The 22442-nt window shown below is 69.6% G+C and carries 15 protein-coding genes; 10 read left to right on the plus strand and 5 right to left on the minus strand.

Annotated elements, in window-relative coordinates:
• The first annotated feature begins 104 nt into the window (after positions 1-104).
• The 7 genes from OHT52_RS05060 (at position 105) to OHT52_RS05090 (ending at position 13246) form a co-directional block, all read left to right on the plus strand.
• Positions 105-1730 (plus strand): PD-(D/E)XK nuclease family protein, encoded by a 1626-nt coding sequence (locus OHT52_RS05060; protein WP_328718928.1) that lies wholly within the window; start codon positions 105-107, stop codon positions 1728-1730.
• The gene (locus tag OHT52_RS05065; protein ID WP_328718929.1) at positions 1727-2884 is read left to right on the plus strand and encodes a restriction endonuclease-related protein; all 1158 of its coding nucleotides are present in this window, start codon (positions 1727-1729) and stop codon (positions 2882-2884) included. The genes OHT52_RS05060 and OHT52_RS05065 overlap by 4 nt, the downstream gene beginning before the upstream one ends.
• Positions 2877-6485, plus strand: a complete 3609-nt coding sequence (locus OHT52_RS05070) for a hypothetical protein (protein WP_328718930.1) — start codon at positions 2877-2879, stop codon at positions 6483-6485. Before OHT52_RS05065 ends, OHT52_RS05070 begins: the two co-directional genes overlap by 8 nt.
• Before the next feature lie 34 nt (positions 6486-6519).
• Entirely contained in the window at positions 6520-9459 is a 2940-nt protein-coding gene (locus OHT52_RS05075; RefSeq protein ID WP_328718931.1) for a pPIWI_RE module domain-containing protein, read from the plus strand.
• A 329-nt stretch (positions 9460-9788) separates the two neighbouring features.
• Positions 9789-11108, plus strand: a complete 1320-nt coding sequence (locus OHT52_RS05080) for a DUF262 domain-containing protein (RefSeq protein WP_328718932.1) — start codon at positions 9789-9791, stop codon at positions 11106-11108.
• Positions 11105-12253, plus strand: coding sequence for an AAA family ATPase (locus OHT52_RS05085; protein ID WP_328718933.1), 1149 nt, complete (start codon positions 11105-11107; stop codon positions 12251-12253). The genes OHT52_RS05080 and OHT52_RS05085 overlap by 4 nt, the downstream gene beginning before the upstream one ends.
• Positions 12254-12310: 57 nt before the next feature.
• Entirely contained in the window at positions 12311-13246 is a 936-nt protein-coding gene (locus tag OHT52_RS05090) for a hypothetical protein (protein WP_328718934.1), read from the plus strand.
• 145 nt (positions 13247-13391) lie between these two features.
• On the opposite strand, the gene OHT52_RS05095 is transcribed toward OHT52_RS05090, so the two are convergent.
• Together OHT52_RS05095 and OHT52_RS05100 are read right to left on the minus strand one after the other, a co-directional pair.
• Complete coding sequence (locus OHT52_RS05095) at positions 13392-14720, minus strand: class I SAM-dependent RNA methyltransferase (protein ID WP_328718935.1); 1329 nt, start codon at positions 14718-14720, stop codon at positions 13392-13394.
• A gap of 235 nt (positions 14721-14955) precedes the next feature.
• Positions 14956-17004 carry an APC family permease gene (locus OHT52_RS05100; protein ID WP_328718936.1) on the minus strand — a complete coding sequence of 683 codons (2049 nt, stop codon included), beginning with the start codon at positions 17002-17004 and terminating at the stop codon, positions 14956-14958.
• A gap of 491 nt (positions 17005-17495) precedes the next feature.
• Here OHT52_RS05100 and OHT52_RS05105 point away from each other — a divergent pair, with 491 nt between their 5' ends.
• Both OHT52_RS05105 and OHT52_RS05110 read left to right on the plus strand, forming a co-directional pair.
• Positions 17496-18164, plus strand: a complete 669-nt coding sequence (locus OHT52_RS05105; protein WP_266709960.1) for a potassium channel family protein — start codon at positions 17496-17498, stop codon at positions 18162-18164.
• Positions 18164-18844: a potassium channel family protein gene (locus OHT52_RS05110; RefSeq protein ID WP_328718937.1), complete on the plus strand. Its 681-nt coding sequence runs from the start codon at positions 18164-18166 to the stop codon at positions 18842-18844. The genes OHT52_RS05105 and OHT52_RS05110 overlap by 1 nt, the downstream gene beginning before the upstream one ends.
• A 140-nt stretch (positions 18845-18984) precedes the next feature.
• Here the strand turns inward: OHT52_RS05110 and OHT52_RS05115 are convergent, their stop codons facing one another.
• Positions 18985-20157, minus strand: a complete 1173-nt coding sequence (locus tag OHT52_RS05115) for a LacI family DNA-binding transcriptional regulator (RefSeq protein WP_328718938.1) — start codon at positions 20155-20157, stop codon at positions 18985-18987.
• Between the two features lie 130 nt (positions 20158-20287).
• Here OHT52_RS05115 and OHT52_RS05120 point away from each other — a divergent pair, with 130 nt between their 5' ends.
• A complete protein-coding gene (locus OHT52_RS05120) occupies positions 20288-21109 on the plus strand; it encodes a phytanoyl-CoA dioxygenase family protein (protein WP_328723619.1) in 822 nt (273 codons plus the stop codon).
• Positions 21110-21192: 83 nt separating this feature from the next.
• Here the strand turns inward: OHT52_RS05120 and OHT52_RS05125 are convergent, their stop codons facing one another.
• On the minus strand, positions 21193-22005 hold the full coding sequence (locus tag OHT52_RS05125; RefSeq protein WP_328718939.1) for a DUF3159 domain-containing protein: 813 nt from the start codon (positions 22003-22005) through the stop codon (positions 21193-21195).
• 3 nt (positions 22006-22008) lie between these two features.
• Positions 22009-22359 (minus strand): OB-fold nucleic acid binding domain-containing protein, encoded by a 351-nt coding sequence (locus OHT52_RS05130; protein WP_328723620.1) that lies wholly within the window; start codon positions 22357-22359, stop codon positions 22009-22011.
• Positions 22360-22442: the final 83 nt, after the last annotated feature.

Genomic DNA, 22442 nt, shown 5'->3' on the forward strand with positions numbered 1-22442 from the left:
AGCAACATGCGGCAATTTGATTGACTGAGTACACAGACGCATGCTTCTCTTGCCGAATACGTTCCGCCCTTAAGGGATTTGGCGCCCACGAGAGGTTCGCTGTGATGCTTCAGCCACCCCCGCCCGGAACGGACGGCGACACCAGACTCGTCCGAACCTCCCTGCCGCTCGTACGCGAGAACCCGCGGGACTGCCCGCGGGGAACGGCCGTACGCGCCCGGCCGTTCGTCCGGCAGTCACCCGAGCGCTCCCGCCGCAAGCCGGTCGAGGACTTCGCGCTCGGCCCGGTCATGGCCGCCCTGGATGCCGTGGAACTCGACGGCGCGTCGCTGGAATCCGCCCTGGACCGGCTTGCCCGCGTCCGTAAGTACTCCCCAGGACATGTCAGCTGGGCGCGCGAGGCGGTACACGCCTACCTGGCCGCGCGCCACCGTTCCGAAGCCGGGCGGCACGCGGCGGGACGCCCCGGGACGGTCGCCGTCCGGGAGGAATGGACCTCCGCGACTGAGCTGGCGGAGCCCGACGCACGCGGGATCCTCCGTTACGAACGCACCGCGTGGGGCCGGCGATACGCCTCGCGGGACGGTGGCGAGCGGGAGCTGTGGCTGCTGTCCGTCAACACCCTCAAGCGCGACCGGCCCACCGCCGAGATCGCCGAAGCCGCCTCGGTGCTCGCGACCGGCACCCCCTCGCACGCGGACTTCGGTGACGCACACCGTCCGGCTCCCGGGAACAGCACCCTCCCCCGACAGGTTCGCGTCATCGGCGTGGGATGCGGCGACGGCGAGCACGAGGTGCTTGCCGACTGGGACGCCGCCCGGACCCAGCGGGAGTTCACCGCACACGCCCGTCCCGCACTCGCCCGAGTCGTCACCGGCACGAGGACCAACCCCGGGTCCGAGTGCGTCCGGTGCGAAGCCCTGGCGGGTTGCCCGGGCCCGCCGGAGACCCCCGGGCTGCTCGGCGCCCCCGGGCCACGCCGCCCCCGCAAGCGCCGCTCCGTCTCGGTTTCCGACCTGCGTACGTACGAGCGCTGTCCTGCCCTGTTCCACCTGACCCGGGTGCTGCACCTGAGGTCGCCCGAGCCGGAGAGCGGGCCGGTCCGCAGAGGCCGCGCCGTCGACGCCTGGCTCAACCACAGTCATGCGCGGAGGGGCTGCGCCCGTGCGACGCTGCCCGAAGAGCTTCCGGGTCTGGCCCCGGAGGAACAGGCTCCGGCGCTCGCCATGCTCGCCGCACACGTGCTGGCCTGCCCCTTGGACGGCCTCGGCCCGGAGGAGAAGGTCGAAGTCCAGAAGCGTCTGACGACCTACGACCCCGAACTGGACACGGTGGTCGTGGCCGATCCGGACCTGCTGTACACGCGGTCCGGCGGCTGGGTCTGGCACGAGACGAAAACAGCCGGCAAGCCTCTCTGGGAGGGCCGGCCACTGCTGGAGTCCTATCCACAGCTCGCGCTGGCGGTACTCCTGATGTCCGCCGGAGTCCCCGGCGGCGACCCGCGCCGTTCACTCGTCGAGCTGGAGGTCCTGTACGAGACCGGGTCGCGCTGCGAGGAGATCGACCCGGGCGACCCCGACACGCTCGCCGAAGCGAGACAGGTGATCGCCCGGCTCGCCACCCCCTGGGCCGTGGACGAAGCGTACGAGCCGCGCACCGGCGACCACTGCGGAGGATGCGAGATGTTGCGTCACTGCGCGGCGGGCCAGGCCCGGGTGAGCGTCGGATGAACTCCACGGCCCCGGACGGCCTCCCCCCGCACGCCTCCGACTGGTCCGCCCACGCCGGGGTCGCCCTGATGCGGACGCTCGCCTCCGCCCTCACGTCTCTCGAGGCGACCGAGGGCCTGCACTCCTTCACCCTGCCCTACCCCGCCGAGGCCCAGCGGGCCCTGGACGGGACCGTCCTCGCCTGCCTGGAGCGTGGTGCGCGGCCACCGGCGAGCCTGCCCGACCTCGTGTCCTGGTGCCGGGAGCGCCCGGTGGCGGACTGGCCCGTGGACCTGCCCGACGACGCGGTCGGTCCCGACGATCTGTTGCTCGACCCGCTGTCGTCCCGCCCGACCGAGCTCTGCCACGAATGGGCCGACAAGTCTCCCCACAGCGCCCTCGACCAACGTGACGGCGAAGTCGTCCGGGCGGCGCTCAGGCTGTGCCGCGAATACAACGAGGAGGACGCCTACACGGAGTTCCGCCGCCTGCTCGTGAACCGGCCGGTGCTGACCTCGGCCGATGCCTTCTCCATCTCCGTGGACCACGTCCTCGACCCGGTGAAAGAACTCGTCAGGCGGATCTACCAGTCAGTGCCCGACAGCTACCTGCGAGGCGACACGTACGCGACCTGCGGAAGTTGCCTGACCTTGCTCACTCCTCTTCGGGAGGGCGGCTGGTGGTGCGAGCGGGACCGCTGCCGCCGCCAGGGAGCGCCGCCCGTTGGCCGGATCATCGCCCGCCGGGAAGCCGGTGAACTGCTTCAGCTGGAACGCCCGTTGCGCCAGTTCGTCACGGGCCCCGGCAGAGCGGAGGCCGAGTTGGAGGCGGCTCTGGTGCGGCTCGGCCTGCGCGTACGCATGTGGCCCGCGTACGACGCGTACGACCTGCACATCACCTTCCCCGACGGCTGGGTGTGGGCGGTGGACGTGAAGGACTGGGCGCACCCGGCGTTCCTTGGACGGTCGGCGCGACCGGTCCCTCAGGAGCCCCGGTACGACGAAGCGTTCTGGGTGGTGCCGCAGAGCCGGGTGTCCGACCGCGCCGGGTACCTCGCGACGTACGAACGCAACCGTCCTCCGCAGGCGCGTGCCCTGCCACTGCTGACCGACAGCACGCTGACCGCGCGCGCACACGCACGGCTGACCCGACTCGAAGGAGGACGCGGTGCGTGACCGCGACCGCTGGCACGCGAAGCTCAGCAAGCAACTGACACAGAGGTGGGGCGACGTTCCCGAGGAACTGTCCGGAACCAGGCCCGCACTCGTCTGCCAGGTCGAGCTGGCACTCCGGTTGCTGGAGCACATCGCACCCGACGAGAGCCCCCGAGGCGCGTACGTCCTCTTCGGTGGCTATCCGTTCACCCGGGCCCGAGGGCTCTCGGTGACCGAAGAACACGACATCATGCTCACCGCGGGCCGCCACCTTCTGTGGACGCTGCGCCGGCGTCGCACCTGGCACCAGGCACTCGACACCTATCGCGCACTGCCGCCACGACTACGCGCCTACGAGATGCCGGAGGGTGGCGCGGCGGCCGTGCGCACGGAACCCGCCGACTCGGAACGGTTCACGCTGTACGACATGGCGCTGGCGGCCCTCCCCCCGCTCGCCCGCAAAGAGCTGCCTCTCGCCCCGCCCGGACGCTCCACCTTCCTCGCGTGGCGGCGCCCCACCTCGGTGACACTGCCCGCGGGGCTTGCCGCCGCAGCCGTTCCCGCCCATCGGCCGGACCTCGGACGGCCGGGCGCCGGCGCCCCGCTCGTGCTGAAGCGGTCGGAACTCTCCCTGACGGCACAGTGGATGGACGAGACCGAGCGGGCCGTGGACGTGGCGAACCTCGGGCATTGGCAGGACCGTCTGCGGGAGCTGCGCTTCGCCCCCCGGAGCAGCGACGGCCTGTCGTTCGTCGATGCGGACACCCTGCGCATCGACGGACTGCTCCATCTGGCGGGCATGGTTGGCGCCGGCAAGTCGACGCTCATGACGCTGGTGGCCGTCTGGGGCGCACGCCAGGGGCTCCGTACCACGCTGGTCGTGGGTGACGTGGCCGAACAGCTGCGCCTGACCGCGCTTCTGCGGGACCTCGGTCTCTCCGCCGCGCCCGTTCTCGGCCTGACGACCCGACAGACCCACGTCCAGCGCCTGCACCGCAGGCTCGCCGCCCGTGGTCTGGAGAACCTGCTCGATCACGACGCACCCGCCTTCGACGACCTGAGCACCGTCTGTGTGGTCAACGCGCTGCGGGGCACCGAGGCTCCCGAGCCACTGCGCTACTCGGATGCTCCCTGCACCTCCCTGTACCCCGAGAAGCGACCTTCGGAGCAGCCCGCCGAAGCCGTCGACCAGGCTCCGGCGCTACCCGAGCCCTACCGGCCCGGCCGGTCCACCCCCCGGCTCACCGAGACGCGGCCGACCGAACTGCGCGGAGCTCCGCACGGCTGCCCCCTGTGGCATGTCTGCCCGCGTCACCACACGGCCCGTGAGCTGGTGGACGCCCTGATCTGGGTAGCCAACCCGGCAAGCCTCGTACAGTCCGCGGTGCCCCGGCACCTGGGCGACGAGCGGCTGCGGCATCTGGAACTCGCCCTGATCCGCAGTGACATGGTCTTCGTGGACGAGGCAGATTCGGTACAGATGAAGCTGGATGAGATCTTCGCTCCCTCCGCCACCCTCGTCTCCCCCGGCATCGACTCCTGGCTGGACCAGGTGCAGACGCACCGGATCGAAGAACTCTCCAAGCAGGGCCGACTGCCCCTCACCGATCAGGAGATCGAGCGGTGGTCCGCCTCTTTGACCGTGGCCCACTCGGCGACGGACCGGCTGTACAAGCTGCTGATCTCGGACGCCGAGCTCCGGGAGTGGGCGGACATCGAGTACTTCAGTCCCTGGACCCTCCAGGAGAAGCTGCTCGGCGAATGGTTCGCGCCGGCCGCGCCGTACGGCGGGCCCGACGGCGTGCCGGACGAGACGGAGCTGTACGAGGCGTACGAGGATGACTCCCCGGAACCCGAATCGGCAGGACCCGTCGCCGACGCGGTGCGTCAGGAGCTGACAGCGCTTTTCGACACGTTCCGGGACGACCCGCTCGGCGGTGACGGGCCCTACGCCAACGAGACCGACGACCTGGTCCGGCTCGCACATGACGTACTCACCACTCTCTCGACTCCTTCCACGCGGGAACGGGTCATCACGGTGCTGCGCCCACTCCTTGCCCGCACTCCCGCGAAGGTCCGTACCGATGACGTCCAGTGGCTCGATCTGACCGTGCGGCGGTTGGAGTTCATGCTGCTCGTGAGCGCCTTGAACCAGCGACTTGACCGGCTCGTATTCCTCTGGCCGCAGGTCGAGGCGGCGCTGCACCTCGACTCGACGGGCAATGAACTCTCCCGTCGCCCCCCGCTCGACTACGCTCCGCTGGTCCCCGAGGCACCGATGGGCAATGTCCTCGGCTTCCAGTACCTGCCCGACGAACGCGAGCGGGACGACGACGGACGGCACAGCGGCACCCTCCGCTTTTTCCGCTGTGCGGGTGTCGGGCGTTCGCTCCTGCTCTCGCTGCACGAGGTGGGTGCCGACCCCGGTGCCGGCCAAAAGGGCCCCCATGTGGTCCTGATGTCAGGGACGAGCTGGGCGGGAACCTCGACGCGTGCCCACGTACTCGCACCGGTCGGCGCCGTGCTCAAACCGTCGGAGCGTTCACTGCAGGCAGTGGGAGAGTCGGTCTTCACCACGCACTTCCTCTTCGACGACAAGGGCCGCCCCATGAGCCTGTCGGGGGTCGATCCCAAGACCCGCCCGGCAGCGGCGCGCGCGCTGGCTGCCAAGCTCGGGTCCCCCGGGCGGGGTGGCGCGCCCAGTCCTCTCGAACAGGAGCTGGCCGAGGTCGCCGACGATCGTCGCCGGAGGGCGATCCTCCTCGTCGGCAGCTACAAGGAAGCGAACACCGTCGCGGAGGTACTGAACGGCCAGGACCGCTGGCGAGGGAGGGTCCGTGTGCTCGCGGCCGACGACGCGGACCTGGAACAGGCCGTAGGCACCTCGGGCCCCGCCCGGGCATCAGGACAGGGGGCCGTGACCGTGCTGAGGCGTGGAGACCTGGCGTCCTTCGCCGAGGACCGGAGTGCGGAGGTACTGGTGGCGCCGCTCATGGCAGTCGAGCGTGGGCACAACATTCTCAACGCCCAGCACAACGCGGCATTCGGCACAGCCCTGTTCCTCGCGCGCCCGCACCCCCGCCCCGACGACCTGTCACTGGCGATCTTCGCGATCAACGACTGGGCGTCCCGGTTCGTCCGGGACGAACCCGGCCTGGAACAGGGCACCTTCGGCAAGCTCGCGGTCGACGCACCCGACCTGGACACTGCCGGACTCGCATTCCGGCATGTGGCCCGAGGGGAGTGGCGCAGACTGCTGGCACGTCGCTACATCTACTCACGCCTGTCGGACCGGGAGAAGCGGTCCTTCACCTGGGACCAGCTGGTCACCATCTGGCAGGTGATCGGCCGGCTCGTCCGCGGCGGGGTGCCCGCGAGGGTGGTGTTCGTCGACGCACGATTCGCCCCGCGGACCGCTCGTGCGCTGTCGCCGCGATCACTCTCTTCCCCGGTTCCCTCCCAGGACGGGCTGTTGACCGGCCTACGGGACGTACTTGCCCCGTACTTCGACACCTCGATCCCTCCTACGGATTTCCCCGACTCCGGCGATCCCGCGGTGGCCCGGCTCCTGTACGCACCGCTCTACAAGGCGCTGCGCGACATCACCCATCACATCTCCTGAGCCCCCTCCGCCCCTTACATTAAGGCGACTTGCCATGGCCCTTCGTTACGAATCCGTCCGGACCGCCTCCTGGCGTCCGGTCTCCCCGGACGCCTCCCACATCGCGCGGTACCGCGCGCTTCCGTTTCCCGAGCAGTGGCGCGACGCCCTGCTCGACCTGTGCAACGTGGGCCGTGAGAAGCACTGGGAGACGGTTCCGACCTGGCGTATTGACCAGGTCATGCAGGCTTTCGCTCCCGATCTACTGGTACGGCCGCGCCCCTCGCAGTATCGGGGGGAGGGGCCCGGCTTCTGGTTGTACGCACCCCACGCGTGCCCCGACCCGCTGCCCGGCCCGGCACTGCAGGGTCTGCTGGGTGCTTGGCTCCGCGACCTTCGACCGGAACCCGAGCACCGGTCACGGGTGGCCGAGGTCAGGGCGCTGTTCCAGGAGGAGCCGCCCCATTGGGAGGAGGACGTCGCGGTGGAGCTGCTGCGCTGTCCCACGACCGCGGGTGGCACCGCCGCTCCGGATGCCCGCCACTTCCAGCTGACCACCGACTGGCTCGCCCGCAGGATCCTCTCACTGGAGCCTTACGACTTCGGAGCCGGACGTCTCCACTTCCGGGCCATGCCGCGCGGACCTCAGGACCAAGGGGCCGAGTTGGTGTCGCAGGCCTTGCCGCATGATGCCCAGCGAGGCACGGAGTGGTACTCGGTGGTCCTGAACATCACCCTCCAGACGGTCCCCTTCGACCCGCTGCCGCGGTTCCACCTGCACACCCACATCCGTAGGTACGCCACCCGGACCGGGGCGAAGTCCGGCAGGCTCCACCTGCCTTTCGGCCGTAGGACCACGGTCCTGCTGCGTCCGCGGGTTCCCTGGCTGCCGGGCGCCCCGCTGAGCGAGCGGTTCGCGGTGGCCCGTCTCGCTTGGCTCCAGGGAAACCACGACTGGGTGGGGGGCGGGCCCGCCGGGATGCTTCGCAACGTCTCCCTCACGGAATCCTTCCCCGACGCCGAAGCCCTTCTCACCGCGCCGGCCGAGTGGCTCCAGGACGACATGCGTGCTGCCGTCGTGCACAGCACGGCCATGGGTTCGCACGAGGTGGGGGTGGGCCTGATGTCCGACCAGCGCTCCGCCATCACCGAGTGGGCCGAGAAAGCGCTACCCGAAGAAATGTGCCCTTCCCCGGCACTGGTCCGCACCCGTCTCTCCGGCAGCACACCCGCCAACCCCCGCCAGGACCCCTCGAATCCCGCCAAGAAGGCGGAGGCGAATCTGCGGCGTGCCGAAGCCAGGCGGAAGGGTACGGCCTTCGCACTGGGCGACCTCACTTCCGAAGCCGCCCCCGACGAGATTCCCGTTCTGGAGACGCGCCTGTTGTGGCAGACCCCCGTGATGCGGGACACCGCGATCGCCGCCCTCATCGCCCATCTCGACCTGAAGGGCGACGGAGGCGCCCCTGAAACTCCGACGGCTTACGACACCGATCCGGTGGTTCTCGAATGGCAGATGCCAGAACTCGTCGTTCGGCTTCGCTGCGTGAAACTGCCCCGGATCCTCGGTGGCGACCTGCCGCTGCCCGAAGGCGTACGGCACTCCCGTGACGCCGTCACGTCCGCACTGGGTGTACGCCGTGCCCAGACCGCCGACTTCGTCAAGGGCGACGGTGTCCTGTCCACACCCGAACTCGCCCTGGTGGAGCTCGACCGTGCGAAGGACTTCTCCTCCTCCGCCCACGATCCGAAGTTCGCGCTGCGCCTGGGGTGTGCCGATGCCAGGGTGCTGACGCAGTTCCTGGCAGTACCGAAGAAGGTCAAGGGCTACAACAGCGAGAAGAACGCCGAGTTTCGCGCCGCCAAGGCGTGGGACGACGGGCTCCGGCAGCTGGGCGTGCGGGTACACCCCGAACACAGTCTCGGCCATCAACTGCCACCCGACTTGCGTTATCTGGCGATCTGGATGGTGCGCAAGAACGCGCGTAGCCGCACCCGGTGGGCCGGGCATGTCCCCGTCGCGGTCCTCGTCACACCCCAGCCGTCGGGAGAAGGCTCCGCCCGGGTGCAGGGCTGGGACGAGGAGACCAGGGCCTGGGTCCCGTACCCGGTCATGCTGTTGCGGCTCACCCGCCGCGCAGAGGTGCCCCACCGTGTCGTCCCCGTGCCTCGTGGCGGCGAGGAGCCCGCACGCCTTCCGTCCTGGTGGTCGGACATGGCGGAGCAGCGCCGGGCCGCGGAGGAGTGGCTGGAGAAGGTGCTGCGCTCCGTGCGAGGCGCCCCCACCGCATTGCTGGCACACGGCCAGAACATGCGCTCGCACTGGACGTGGCTGCAGGACGGCAAGGTGGTCACGGACAAGTTCCGAGGCGGTCACGCTCCCGCCCGCCGCCTCGATCCGGACCTTCGGATCATCCGCGTACGCAGCGCGCGCGGACGCGAGACGCCGCAGTGGTGGGGCCTGAACCCGGACCCGGACCGCGCGAACGGCCTCCCGGCCCACCTCTGGACGGACCCTTCCACCCCGCCGGCAGAGGCCCGTGTCTTCTGGTCGACCACGCCCAAGGCCCAGACCTTCAAGCTGTCGGTGGCAGCGGACAAACTCGCCCCCCGGGTCAACACCAAGGGCAAGCTGACCATCGACACGGGCGAGGCCGCCTGGAATCCGGGCCTGGTCGAACTCGCGGTGGTCGGCTGCCATCCGCAGGACGGCGACGTTCCCGAGGCCCTGGCCCTGGCGGTCCACCAGTTGAGGCAGGCCCCTGACCTGCCCGACGCGCTGAGCCTGCCGTTGCCACTTCATCTCGCGGGCCTGTCCCAGGAGTACGTGCTCCCCACCCGCGCGGACGAGGACTCGGCTGCGGAGACGGACCAGACGGCGGACACGAACCCAGACGTGGCCGCGGCACCGGGGCTGGCGCGGGTACCGGAACCAGCCGAGAGCGATGAGCAATTGTCGCTCTTCGAAAGTGCCGCCGGTGCCACCGAGGTCTGATGGATGCGGGGGCCGAGCCGGACCGCCGCGAGGGCAATCAGCCGGGGCAGGACGCGCTCTCGGTTCCCAGGGAAGCGTGCGGCCGGGGTAGCGGCTCGCGGCGCCGCCGGGCAAGTGCGGCAGAGGTCCGTACCGGATCATCAGTGTCCCGGCTGTCGACCGTCCCCGTACCTACCCGACCCCCACCCGATCCGAGCCCTGTGACCTACCGGCCGGCCTTCATGCGCGGCTGGTCGGCGGCCGTCAAGCACAGCTCAAGCGGCTCATCAGGCAGAATCGTCCCGAAGGAATCCGACTCCGCCCGTCGATGAACCGGAACGCGAGGACGTATGTCGTTGGAGGACAGCACCGGCACAAGCGGTGGCCGCTTCCCTGTGCCAAAGGATCAGCAGTCGGTGTTCAGCCGCTATCAGGACCAGGACCCGGGGGAGGCCGACGAAGGGTTCCGAGTCGAGGTCGGCGCCGACGGCAGGGGAACCGACGTGGAGCTGGAGCTCCCCGCCACCGAGGCTGACGACGACCGGATCACCGCACCGTACGACCCTTCCAAGATCGAGATTCAGACCCTCAACCCGACCATCAACCTCCTGATGTCGCGGTTGAGTAATGGCATGATCGACCTCGCGCCGGACTTTCAGAGGCGCGCCGGCATCTGGTCGGACGAACAGCAGAGCCGGCTGATCGAATCCCTTCTGCTCCGGATTCCGATCCCCTCCTTCTACGCGGCCGAACTGGAGGACGGTTCCTGGTCGCAGGACAGCTCCTGGGCGATCGTCGACGGCATCCAGCGTTTGACGGCGATCGCTAGGTTCATCACTCCGGACGCTCTCGCCCGGATGACGGGAATCGAAAAAGGGCCGCTACGACTGCGGGGCCTGGAGTACCTGCACAAAGAGTTCGCCGGCACAACCTATGACGGCCTCTCGGGGCGGCTGCAGATCCGGCTCAACGAGACGCAGGTCGTTGTCCATGTGATCCGCCCCGGCACTCCGGAAGCGGTCAAGTTCAACATTTTCGCCCGCATCAACACGGGGGGTCTCCCCCTCACGCGCCAGGAAATCCGGCATGCCCTCGTGCCGGGGCCGGCCCGGGGTCTTCTGTCCTCGCTCGCCGAGTCGCAGGAGTTCAAGTCCGCGACCGGCAACGGCGTCTACAGCGAACGCATGGCCGACCGGGAGATGGTGCTGCGCACACTGGCCTTCCGGCTCGCTCCGCCGGACTCCTTCAGGGCCCAGGACTTCGACCAGTTCCTCGCCCGCACCATGCGGCAGATCAACAGGCTCACCCCTGAAGAACGGGACGCGCACGCGGAGGACTTCAAGCGCGCGATGCTCACTGCTGAGCAGATTTTCGACGGTCACGCCTTCCGCAAGCTGTATCCCAACCAGCGGCGCCGGTCCCCCATCAACAAAGCCATCTTCGAGGCAATCGCCGTCAACCTCGCCGAACTCTCGAACAACGAGCGGTCCGCTCTTGTGGCATCCCGCGAGGAAGTGATCGAAAGTTTCCAACAGCTCATGACCGACCGGGCCTTCGAGCGTGCTGTGTCGGTGGGTACCGGTGACCGGGCCAAGGTCGCGCTCAGGTTTCAGCGGATCCACCGTCTCTTCCACGACATCCTGATGAATCACGGAGGCATCGAACAGTGATCGAGCAGTTGTCACTGACCAACTTCAAGGCCTTCCGGTCCGCCGAGATCCGGCTCGCCCCGGTCACCCTGCTCACCGGCCTCAACTCCTCCGGCAAGAGCACAGTCCTCCAGTCCCTGGCCCTCTTGCGGCAGTCCTACGATTCCGGAATCCTGCGGTCCACCGACGGCGACACCGACGTACGAGGTGGATTGCTCCTCAACGGGGAGCTGGTGGAGCTGGGCGTCGGCCAGGACGTCCTGCACGAGGACTTCGTAGGTCACGGTGACGAGCCCGACCCGTTCATCACTATCGAGTTCCTCGCGGTGGACCAGGCTTCGCGCGTCTGGTCCGCCCGATATGCCCCGGAACTGGATGTCCTGCCACTGCGGCATTCCTCCACCGGCTCCGAGGAATCGGCCGACCTTCCGCTCTTCTCTCGCCGCTTCCAATACCTCAAGGCCGATCGCATCGTTCCCGCGACTCTCTACCCCCGATCGCACCACCAGGCCATCGGGCGCGGCTTCCTCGGGTCTCGGGGGGAGCACACCGTCAATTTCCTACGCCACCACGCCGAGGACGTCGTCCCGGATGGCCCACTGCGCCATCCGTCCGCCGACGGCAACACACTCCTCTCCCACGTCGGAGCATGGATGCAGGAGCTCTGCCCCGGCATCAGTCTGGAAGCGACCGAGATCCCTGGAGTCGACTCCGTCCGCCTGAGCTACGGCTTCGGCGGCACATCCGGCTTGAACTCCTCCCGTCGGCGACGACCCACCAACGTCGGCTTCGGACTCACGTACGCGCTGCCGATCGTGGTGGCCTGCCTGTCGGCCGTCCCCGGAAGCCTGATCCTCCTGGAGAACCCGGAGGCGCATCTGCACCCGCGCGGCCAGTCCAGGATGGCGGCGCTCATCGCTGCGGCCGCCTCGGCCGGCGCCCAGCTGATCGTCGAGACACACAGCGACCACGTCCTCGACGGCACCCGTCTCGCCGTCAAGCAGGGTCGCCTCGCTGCTGCGGAAACCGCCATCCACTACTTCCGCGGCAATGGTACGGAGGTGGAAATCGTCACTCCCTCCGTAGGCGACGACGGCATGCTCTCCGAGTGGCCAGAAGGCTTCTTCGACGAGACCGACCACACGCTCGACCAGCTTCTGGACTGATCGACCGAGTCGTCACAAGCGTTCACAGTTACGTTCCAGGGGAGGGGACCCGCCCGCGTGCTCATGCTGTTCTTCAACGAGAAGTCATGTACGTCATCGATCACACAGGAGCAGGCCGACGAGGCCATGCACGACTTCATCCAGGTCTGCCGCAGCACGTGGAAGATCTATCAGGGCACCACGCTGGTGAGCGAAGTTCCCATGGAAAATCTGGAAATCGCCCCGGGCTACTACCTCCAGCAGTGGCGCAACGAGCCCCGCAACCATGACGCCTGGCAGTTCATGCGCCGGACACTACAGCGCAAGGCCCCTCTCGCCGGTGTCCTGCCGAAGCCGCCGGACGACCAGGACTCCGACTACCGCCACGACGGGACGCCCGTCCTCGGCCTGGCCGCCGCCCACCTGATGAACTCTCCGGCCGTCAGCCTCCCCACCGGCATCTGCTGGAAAGTGCCCTGGCTCAAGGTCGCGTACGAGACCGTCGACGAGAACGGCTACCTCCACGGCGTGGCCGATGTCCGGCACATCGCCTCGGGCGCTCACGTCGTGGAGCACGAGGAGTGGATCCGCGACACCGCCGCGGCCGCGGTGACCACGGGGGCGAAGCTGTGGGCACAGCGCGAGACCCTGTTCCCGCACCTACAGCTCGTACCCGATGTGGAGCAGAACCTCCTCGACCTGACCAACGCGTCCCTGCCATCCGTCCGCCAGGAGCTGCTCCGTCTCAACACCGCTGCGGAGAACTGGCACCCCGGGCAATCGGAACCGTCCTGGGCCGCCAAGGTCGTTCCCGAGAGCGAGACCCGTATCAAGCAAGGCCTCTGCACCTTTACGGACTTTGACGGCAGTAAAAAGCTGTTCAGCCTCCATTGCCGGTTCAACCCCAGCCCAGGACGCATCCACCTACGCCTGATCACCGAGGAAGGCAAGATCCGTATCGGCTATGTCGGCCGTAAGCGCCTGACGGACGGGGTGCCGAGAAGCGCACGCTGAGCCTTCACCGACATGATGCATCTCGAAACCGGGCTCGAACCGCTCAGCGACTCCTGACGCCCCATCGGAACGAGCGTCGTTCCAGCGTCAAGATATCGCCCGTAACGCCCACACGGCACATACCGCGCACCCGGAAAACCGCAGGTCAGTCGTCCTTCTTCACCGGCTCCAGAATCGCCACGCACTCCACGTGGTGCGTCATCGGGAACAGGTCGAACGCCCGCAGCGTCCGGACCTTGTACCCGCCCTCGCGGAAGTACGCGATGTCGCGCGCGAGCGCGGCCGGGTCGCAGGCGACGTAAGCGATCTTGCGGGCGCCCAGACCCGAGAGGTGCTTGACGACCTGCTTGCCGGCGCCGGCGCGGGGCGGGTCGAGGACGATGAGGTCGCACTCGGTGATGCCGGTGCGGGGCAGGACCTGGTCGACCTTGCCGTGTTCGATGCGGACCCGGTCGAGGTCCTTCAGGTTGTGGCGGGCGTCCTCGACGGCGCGCTTGCCGGACTCGATGCCGAGGACCGCGCCCTTCTCGCCGATGCGCTGGCCGATGGCGCCGGCGAAGAGGCCGACGCCGCAGTAGAGGTCGAGGGCGGTGTCGTTCTTGCGGGGCAGCAGGCCCTGCATGACGGCGCGGACCAGCGTGGTGGCGGCCTGCGGGTGGACCTGCCAGAAGCCGCCGGAGCCGACACGGTAGGTGCGGTCGTCGGCGACCTCGCGGACGAAGGCGCGCCCGTGGACGCGGTGGATGCCGCCGTCGTGCTCCTCGACGCGCAGGACGGAGACCGGCTTGTCGAGCTCGACCAGGGGCAGCCGGCCGCCGGGCTTCGGGGTGAGGACGACCTGGCGGTCGTGGGAGCCGGTGGCGGAGATCGCCTCGACGCCGGCCAGCGTCGGCCAGCTGCGCTTCTCGATGCCCAGTTCGGTGACGCCGGGGGCGGCGATCATGCAGTGGTCGATCGGCTGGACGTCGTGGGAGCGGTGCTTGCGCAGTCCCGCGTTGCCCTCGTCGTCGACGGCGTACTGGACACGGGTGCGCCAGGCGGGCACCTCGCCGGCGGGGAGCTTGTCGCCCTCGGCGGGCATGACGGTGCCGTCCCAGCCGGCCTCTTCCGGGGTGAGGCCCGCGAGGCGCTGGAGCTGCTCGGCGATGACCTCGCCCTTGAGCCGGCGCTGGGCGCCCGGCTTGGCGTGCTGCCAGTCGCAGCCGCCGCACATGCCGGGGCCGGCGTACGGGCACGGTGCGGGAACGCGGTCCTTGGACGCCTCGATGACGGTGACGGCGTCGGCGCGCAGGAAGCGGGAGTCGGTGTCGCCGTCCGTGACGCGGGCGACGATCTTCTCGCCGGGGAGCGTGTGGCGTACGAAGAGCACGCGGCCCTCGGCCGTACGGGCGATGCAGTGGCCTCCGTGCGCGACGGGCCCGACCTCGACCTCGTACTCCTCCCCGACCAGCGACGACGTGGATGCGTTCTGCATGAGGGGAGGCTCCAGAGATTCGGGGGAAGCGAACAGCGAACAAGGCGAGCAGAAGACGTGCACGGGCCGACGGGCGTGGACGGGCTCCCGCGGCCCCTGCCGGACGGCGGCCCGAGCGGTCCGACGCACACGGCCGGACAACAGCCCACCAGTCTACGTGGGAGTCGCCCGGCCGTTCACCATGGAGCGCCCGAGGGGCGGGGCCGGCCCGACCTCACCGACCCCGACCTCCGCCTCAGGGCTTCTTCACCTGCTCCTTGGGCCGGCGCTCGACCGGTCCGCGCCGGACGGAGCCCGGGGCGGTCCACTCCGCGCGCCTGCGGGCCCGCTTCTTCGCGACCTCGGAGGACTCCAGCTGGTACGGCACCGAGGTGACCATGACCCCCGGGGTGAAGAGCAGCCGCCCCTTCAGGCGCAGCGCGCTCTGGTTGTGCAGCAGGTGCTCGTACCAGTGCCCGACGACGTACTCGGGGATGTACACGCTCACCACGTCGCGCGGGCTCTCCCGGCGCAGCCCCTTGACGTACTCGATGACCGGACGGGTCACCTCGCGGTACGGGGAGTCGAGGATCTTGAGCGGGACGTTGATGCCGCGCCGCTCCCAGTCCTCGCGCAGTGCCTTGGTCTCCTGCGGGTCCACGCTGATGGAGAGCGCCTCCAGGTGGTCCGTGCGGATCAGCTTGGCGTAGGCGAGGGCGCGCAGGGTGGGGCGGTGGAGCTTGGAGACCAGGACGATGGCGTGGACCCGCGAGGGCCGGACGGTCTCGTCGGAGGGGGTCTCGTCGGCGGCGATCTCGCGGGCGACCCGGTCGTAGTGCTTACGGATCGCGGTCATCGTGCCGTAGAAGATCACCATGCCGAGCAGCGCGACCCAGGCACCGTGGGTGAACTTGGTGGCGAGGACGACGACCAGCACCAGGCCGGTGAAGAACGCGCCGAAGGTGTTGATGGCGCGCGAGCGGACCATGTGGCGGCGCTTGGCCGGGTCCGTCTCGGTGCGCAGGTGGCGGTTCCAGTGCCGGACCATGCCGGTCTGGCTGAGGGTGAACGAGACGAAGACGCCGACGATGTAGAGCTGGATCAGGCGGGTGGAGTCCGCTCCGTAGATCCAGACCAGCAGGATGGCCGCGCCGGCCAGCAGCACGATGCCGTTGGAGAAGGCCAACCGGTCGCCGCGGGTGTGGAGCTGGCGCGGCAGGTAGCGGTCCTGGGCAAGGATCGAGCCGAGCAGCGGGAAGCCGTTGTACGCGGTGTTGGCCGCGAGGAAGAGCACCAGGGCGGTGGCCGCGGCGAGGAGGACGAAGAGGAAGGAACCGTCCCCGAAGACCGCTGCGGCGACCTGTGAGATCACCGGGTCCTGGGTGAAGCCGGAGCCGACGGAAGCGCCGTTGTGGAACAGGTCCTTCGCCGGGTTCTCGGCCATCTTCACGTCGGTGACCATGGCCAGCGCGATGATCCCGCAGAACATGGTGACGGCCAGCAGGCCCATCATCGCGAGGGTGTTCGCGGCGTTCTTGCTCTTCGGCTTGCGGAAGGCGGGTACGCCGTTGCTGATCGCCTCGACACCGGTGAGCGCGGCACATCCGGAGGAGAAGGCGCGCAGCAGCAGGAAGACCAGCGCGAAACCGGCCAGTCCCCCGTGTTCGGGCTTGATCGTGAAGTCCGCGGTCGGCGCGTGCATGTCGTCACCGAGGATCAGCCCGCGGAAGGCTCCCCAGGCGATCATGATGAAGACGCCCACCACGAAGAGGTAGGTGGGGATGGCGAAGAGCTTCCCCGACTCCTTCACTCCGCGCAGGTTCATCAGCGTCAGCAGCACGATCGCCGCGATGGCGGCGAGCGTCTTGTGCTCGATGACGAAGGGGATCGCCGATCCGAGGTTCTCCACGCCGGAGGAGATCGACACGGCGACGGTGAGGACGTAGTCGACGAGCAGCGCACTGGCGACGGTGAGTCCGGCCTTGGGTCCGAGGTTGGTGGTGGCGACCTCGTAGTCGCCGCCGCCGCTCGGGTAGGCGTGGACGTTCTGCCGGTACGAGGCGACGACCGTGAACATCAGGACCACGACGGCGACCGCGATCCACGGGCTGAAGTGGTACGCCGACACGCCCGCGATGGAGAGCACCAGGAGAACTTCTCCCGGGGCGTACGCCACCGAGGACAGCGGGTCGGATGCGAAGACGGGGAGGGCGATGCGCTTGGGGAGAAGGGTTTCTCCCAGCTTGTCGCTGCGCAGCGCCCGTCCGATCAGGATCCGTTTGGGCACGTCGGTCAGTTTGGACACGCAGAGGATCGTAAGCGTTGGCCGGGGGCCCGCGGTCCTCCGCTACCCCGTTCCACCCCAATCTCCTGCGATCAGCGGAAAAGGAGTCGCAAACCTTAACGGAATCCTTGCGCCCGGCCGAACGGGTGTGACACCGCGCTTCCGTCCCGGCACCGGGGGTCACCCGCGGGTGACGGTTCCGCCGGCTCTCGTGGGCCTCGCGGCCCCGAGCGGCGCTCCGGCGCCTGCCCCAGCCCTTCCCGCCCTCCCTCTTTACTCCGCCTTTGCCGCCGCTTTCGCTCGTCTTGCACCGGGGCGCGCTCCGCCTTTGCCGAGGCGCCCGGCCGAACGCAGACTCGGTTGAGGCGGGCACGGGGATGCCGCTTAAGCTCATCCCCGGGCAACGACGGACGTGGTTGCCCCGTTTCTTTGCGCGGAAAGCCGAGAGAGAGTTGTGAGCACAGTGTTTTCGCAGGTCAGCCGGACGACCAGGACTGCGAGGTAGGCACAGGGTGCATATCGTCATCATGGGCTGCGGGCGAGTCGGAGCAGCTCTCGCGCAGACCTTGGAACAGCAGGGGCACACGGTCGCCGTGATCGATCAGGACCCCACGGCGTTCCGACGCCTCGGTTCCGGGTTCGGTGGCCGTCGTGTCACCGGGGTCGGCTTCGACCAGGACACCCTCCGCGAGGCGGGTATCGAGGAAGCCGGTGCCTTCGCCGCGGTCAGCAGCGGCGACAACTCGAACATCATCGCCGCCCGGGTGGCCCGCGAGATGTTCAGCATCGAGAACGTCGCGGCCCGCATCTACGACCCCCGCCGCGCGGAGGTCTACCAGCGCCTCGGCATCCCCACCGTGGCCACGGTCCGCTGGACGGCGGACCAGATGCTGCGGCGGCTGCTGCCGTCCGGCGCCGAGCCGCTGTGGCGCGACCCGAGCGGCGGTGTGCAGCTCGCCGAGGTGCACACCACCCCCGCCTGGATCGGTCACAAGATCAGCACGCTCCAGGAGGAGACCGGGGTGCGTGTGGCTTTCCTCACCCGCCTGGGCGAAGCGATCCTGCCCTCGTCCCAGACGGTGCTGCAGGAGGGTGACCTGGTCCACGTGATGATGCGTACGGACGAGGTCGCGAAGGTCGAGGCGGCCTTCGCCGAGGGCCCCGAGGAAGGCGGTCACTGATGCGCGTGGCGATTGCCGGAGCCGGCGCGGTGGGCCGTTCCATCGCGGCCGAGCTGCTGGAGAACGGGCACGAGGTCCTGCTCGTCGACAAGGCTCCCACCGCCATCTCGGTGGAGCGGGTCCCGATGGCCGAGTGGCTCCTCGCCGACGCCTGCGAGATCACCTCGCTCGACGAGGCGGCGCTCCAGCGCTGCAACGTCGTGATCGCGGCGACCGGTGACGACAAGGTCAACCTGGTCGTCTCCCTGCTCGCGAAGACCGAGTACGGGGTGCCGAGGGTCGTGGCCCGCGTCAACAACCCCAAGAACGAGTGGCTCTTCAACGAGTCCTGGGGCGTCGACGTCGCGGTCTCCACCCCGCGTCTGATGTCGGCGCTGGTGGAAGAGGCGGTGAGCGTCGGCGACCTGGTCCGGCTGCTGCGCTTCAGCCACGGCGACGCCAACCTGGTCGAGCTGACCCTGCCCCCCGAGTCGGCCGTGGCCGGTACTCAGGTCGGCGAGGTGGAGTGGCCCGAGGACACCTCCCTGGTCACCATCATCCGGGGTACGCGGGTGCTCACCCCGAGCCCCGAGGAGACGCTGGAGGCCGGCGACGAGCTGCTGTTCGTGGCCGCGCAGGCCCGCGAGGAGCAGCTGGAGGACCTCCTGTCGGTACGCCGGGACGAGTCGGCCGAGGACTGAGGCGAGCCGGCCGAGGACTGAGGCGGCCCGGCAGGGCAGCGTGACGGCGAAGAGGGCCGGGACCGAGGGGTACGCACTCGGTCCCGGCCCTCTTCCACGCCCGGGTTCCCCGAGTCCACGGGCCCCGCTCTCCGCCGGGGTCACGCCCCGGGGACGGTGCTCCCCCGGACGATCAGCCGGTGCGGGATCGTCAGGTCGTGGGCGGGCAGCTCGTTGCGGGGGCTGTAGATGCGGTCGGCCAGGCACTGCAGGGCCCGCGCGGCGATCTGGTGCTTGTCGGGCGAGACCGTGGTGAGACCGGGGAAGCTGAAACGGCCGTCCTCGATGTCGTCGAAACCGACGATCGCCAGGTCCTCCGGCACCCGCACGCCCCGCGCACGAGCCGTGTGCAGGGCGCCCAGAGCCAGTTCGTCGCTGAACGCGAACACCGCGTCGGGGACGGCGTCGCCGCCGCCTCCCCTGCCACCGCCACTCCGTCCGGTCCCGTCACCGTCTCTCGGGCCGCCGCCGCTCCGTCCGGTCCCGTCACCGTCTCTCGGGCCGCCGCCGCTCCGTCCGGTCCCGTCACGGCCTCCCGCGTCGCCACCCCCTCCGGTCCCGTCGCCGTCGAGCAGGTCCGCCATGGCACGGGCCCCGTCACTGCGGTGCAGCGAGGCCACGGGGCGCTCCCACGCGGGGCGGGGTTCGACACCGGCCCGGCGCAGCGCCCGCCGGTAGCCTTCCGCCCGCTGGTCCGCCGTACCGTTCTCCAGGTGCGGCTGGAGGCCGATGGCGGCGATGCGGCGGCGTCCGCACTCCAGCAGGTGGGTGGTGGCCTCGTCGGCCGCGGCCACGTTGTCCACCGCGACCCGGTCCGCCAGCCCGTCGGGGCTCCGCTCGCCGAGCAGGACGACCGGCAGCGCGCGGGGGGTGGCCGTGAGGTCCCGGGCCTTCAGGGCCCAGGGGCTGATGACGAGCCCGTCCATCACGCGGCCCCCGTCACCGGTGAGCAGGCGGCGTTCCGCCTCCGCGTCCCCGAGGGTCTGGTCGATGATCACGGTCCACGACCGGCGCCGGGCCTCGTCCACCAGCAGCCCGGCGAGCTCGGCGAAGTAGGGCGAGTGCAGTTCCGGGATGGCGAGTCCGATGATGCCGGTGCGGCCCGCGCGCAGGCTGCGCGCGGCGAGGTTGGGCCGGTAGCCCAGTTCGTCGATCGCCTCCTGCACCCGCAGGCGGGTCGGCTCCGCGACCGCCGCGGAGCCGTTGACCACGTTCGACACCGTGCGTGGGGAGACTCCCGCGCGGAGGGCCACGTCCTTCAGGCTGCTGCTCACCCCCACATCGTGGCACATGTGCGCCGCCATCATTGCCACGTTGCAATCAACGATGTAAAACTACCGGCAGCCCACTCCGCTCAACCCTCAGGAGGCACCTGTGAGCCGATACGCCCACCCCCGGACGGCCCTGGCCGGTCTCGATGCCGACGTGACGCCCGACGTGGAGGCCCTGTACACGGACGGCATCACCGCGCGGAAGGGTGCGTTCACCCCGGAGTGGACCGACCGTCTCCGCGAGGACGTCGAGGTGGCGTTCCAGGAGGCGCTGGGGCGGCCCGGCGGCGCGGTCGGGCGCGGCCCGCACCGCTACTACGTCGAGATCCACCCCGAGCAGCTGCGGGGATTCGTCGATCTCGTCGAGCACCCGTGGGTGCGGTCCGTCTGCGAGGCGGTGCTCGGCCCCGACTACCGGATCGTGGAGCTGGGCTTCGACGTCCCGCTCGCGGGTGCGGTCGACCAACCGTGGCACCGGGACTTCCCGATGCCGGAGGAGACCCGTGCCGAACGGCGGCTGACCTCCCTCGCCTTCAACGTGACGGCCGTCGACACCGAGGAGGACATGGGTCCCTTCGAGATAGCGCCGGGCACCCAGTGGGACGACAGTCCGGAGTTCGGCCACGGCATGTTCCCGCCCCGCTCCCACTACCCGCGCTACGCGGAGAGGGCCGTACGCAAGTACCCGCGGCGCGGCGACATCTCCGCCCGCAGCGCCCTGACCGTCCACCGCGGGACCACGAACCACTCGGTGAAGCCCCGGCCCGTGCTGGTTCTCGGGGTCGACGGCCCGGAGGCCGCGAACGGCGACCGGCACGACACCGCCGCGACCCGGTCGTACTGGGAGGGCCTGCCCGAGCGGGTCCGCCGCCACCTCGACTGCGCGGTCGTCGACACGCTGGTGCCCGTGACGCAGAAGCACACCATCGAGGGTCTGATCATGGGCGACGCCTGACGCCTGACGCCTGCCCGGCATGCGGCGGCGGCGGACACCGTGAGGTGTCCGCCGCCGCCGGAACGCGAGAGTGCCGGGTGCCGTCAGGCGTCGTAGTTCCGTGCCGCCGCGGTCTCCGCGCCGCGGGCGTTCTCGGCCTCCGCCTCGCGGGCCCGCTCCGCGGCGCGCTCCGCCTCGCGGTCCTTCTCCGCCTGCTCGGCGGCCTCCATCTCGGCGAAGACGTCGATCGGGGCCGGCGCCTTGGCCAGGAAGACCCAGGTGAGGTACACGGCGAGCAGGAACGGCGGGATCTTCAGTCCGACGAGCACCCAGCCGAGCTGGGCGGTGTCGGCCCACCAGTAGAGCGGGAAGAGGATCGCGCACTTGGCGAGCAGGATGAGGCCCCAGGCGTAGCTGGCCTTGGCGTAGGCGCGCTTGCGGCCGGGGTTCCTGGTCCGCCAGGAGAGGTTCTCCTTGAAGACCGGGCCGAGGATGAGCCCGATCAGCGGGACGCCCGCCAGCGTGGTGATCAGATAGGCCAGCGCGAGGCCGAGCGTGTAGAGCATGCCCGGGAGGTAGAAGTCCTTGGCATTGCCCGTGATCATCGCGAAGACCACACCGAAGGCCACACCAAAAACGCCACTGAACGCGTGCTTGACGGTGTCCTTGCGGACCAGCCGGACGACGACCAGCAGCAGCGAGACCGCCAGCGCGGCGATGGCCGAGACGTGCAGGTTCTTGTTGAGGGTGAAGATGGTGACGAAGAGCAGTCCGGGCAGGACGGTCTCCACCATCCCCCGGACCCCGCCGAACGCATCGAAGAGAGCGGCCTCGGTGACCGCCCTGTTCGTCGCGTCCTGCTGATCCGTGTCCGGGGTACGGTCCCCGTCGTGCGTCGGCTTGTCGTCGGACGTCACCGGCTACTCCTTGCCCAGCGGTCGCAATTCGTATGTGGGGTTGAACAGCACCCGGCGCCCGTGGCTCATGGCGACGCGGCCCGAGACGATGAGCCTGCGGCCTGGTTCGATGCCGACGATGGAGCGGCGGCCGAGCCAGACCACGTCCAGCGGCGCGGTGCCGTCGAAGAGCTCCGCTTCCAGAGCGGGCACTCCGGCACGCGGTCGCAGGGTGACGGTCCGCAACGTACCAGCCACCTTGACGATCTGGCGGTCCGAGCATTCGGAGATGCGGGTGCACCCCGACGCGTGCGCGTCCTCCTGGAGCTCCTCGGACTCCAGGTCCTCCTGGGAACTGGACAACCGGTCGAGCATGCGGCGGAAGCGCCCGGTGGACCGCTCCGCCTTCCCGGCTCTGTCGAATCGAGGAACAGCACTCATACCCGAAGAGTACCGGT

This window comes from Streptomyces sp. NBC_00247 (genome assembly GCF_036188265.1).
In the GTDB taxonomy this organism is placed as follows: domain Bacteria; phylum Actinomycetota; class Actinomycetes; order Streptomycetales; family Streptomycetaceae; genus Streptomyces.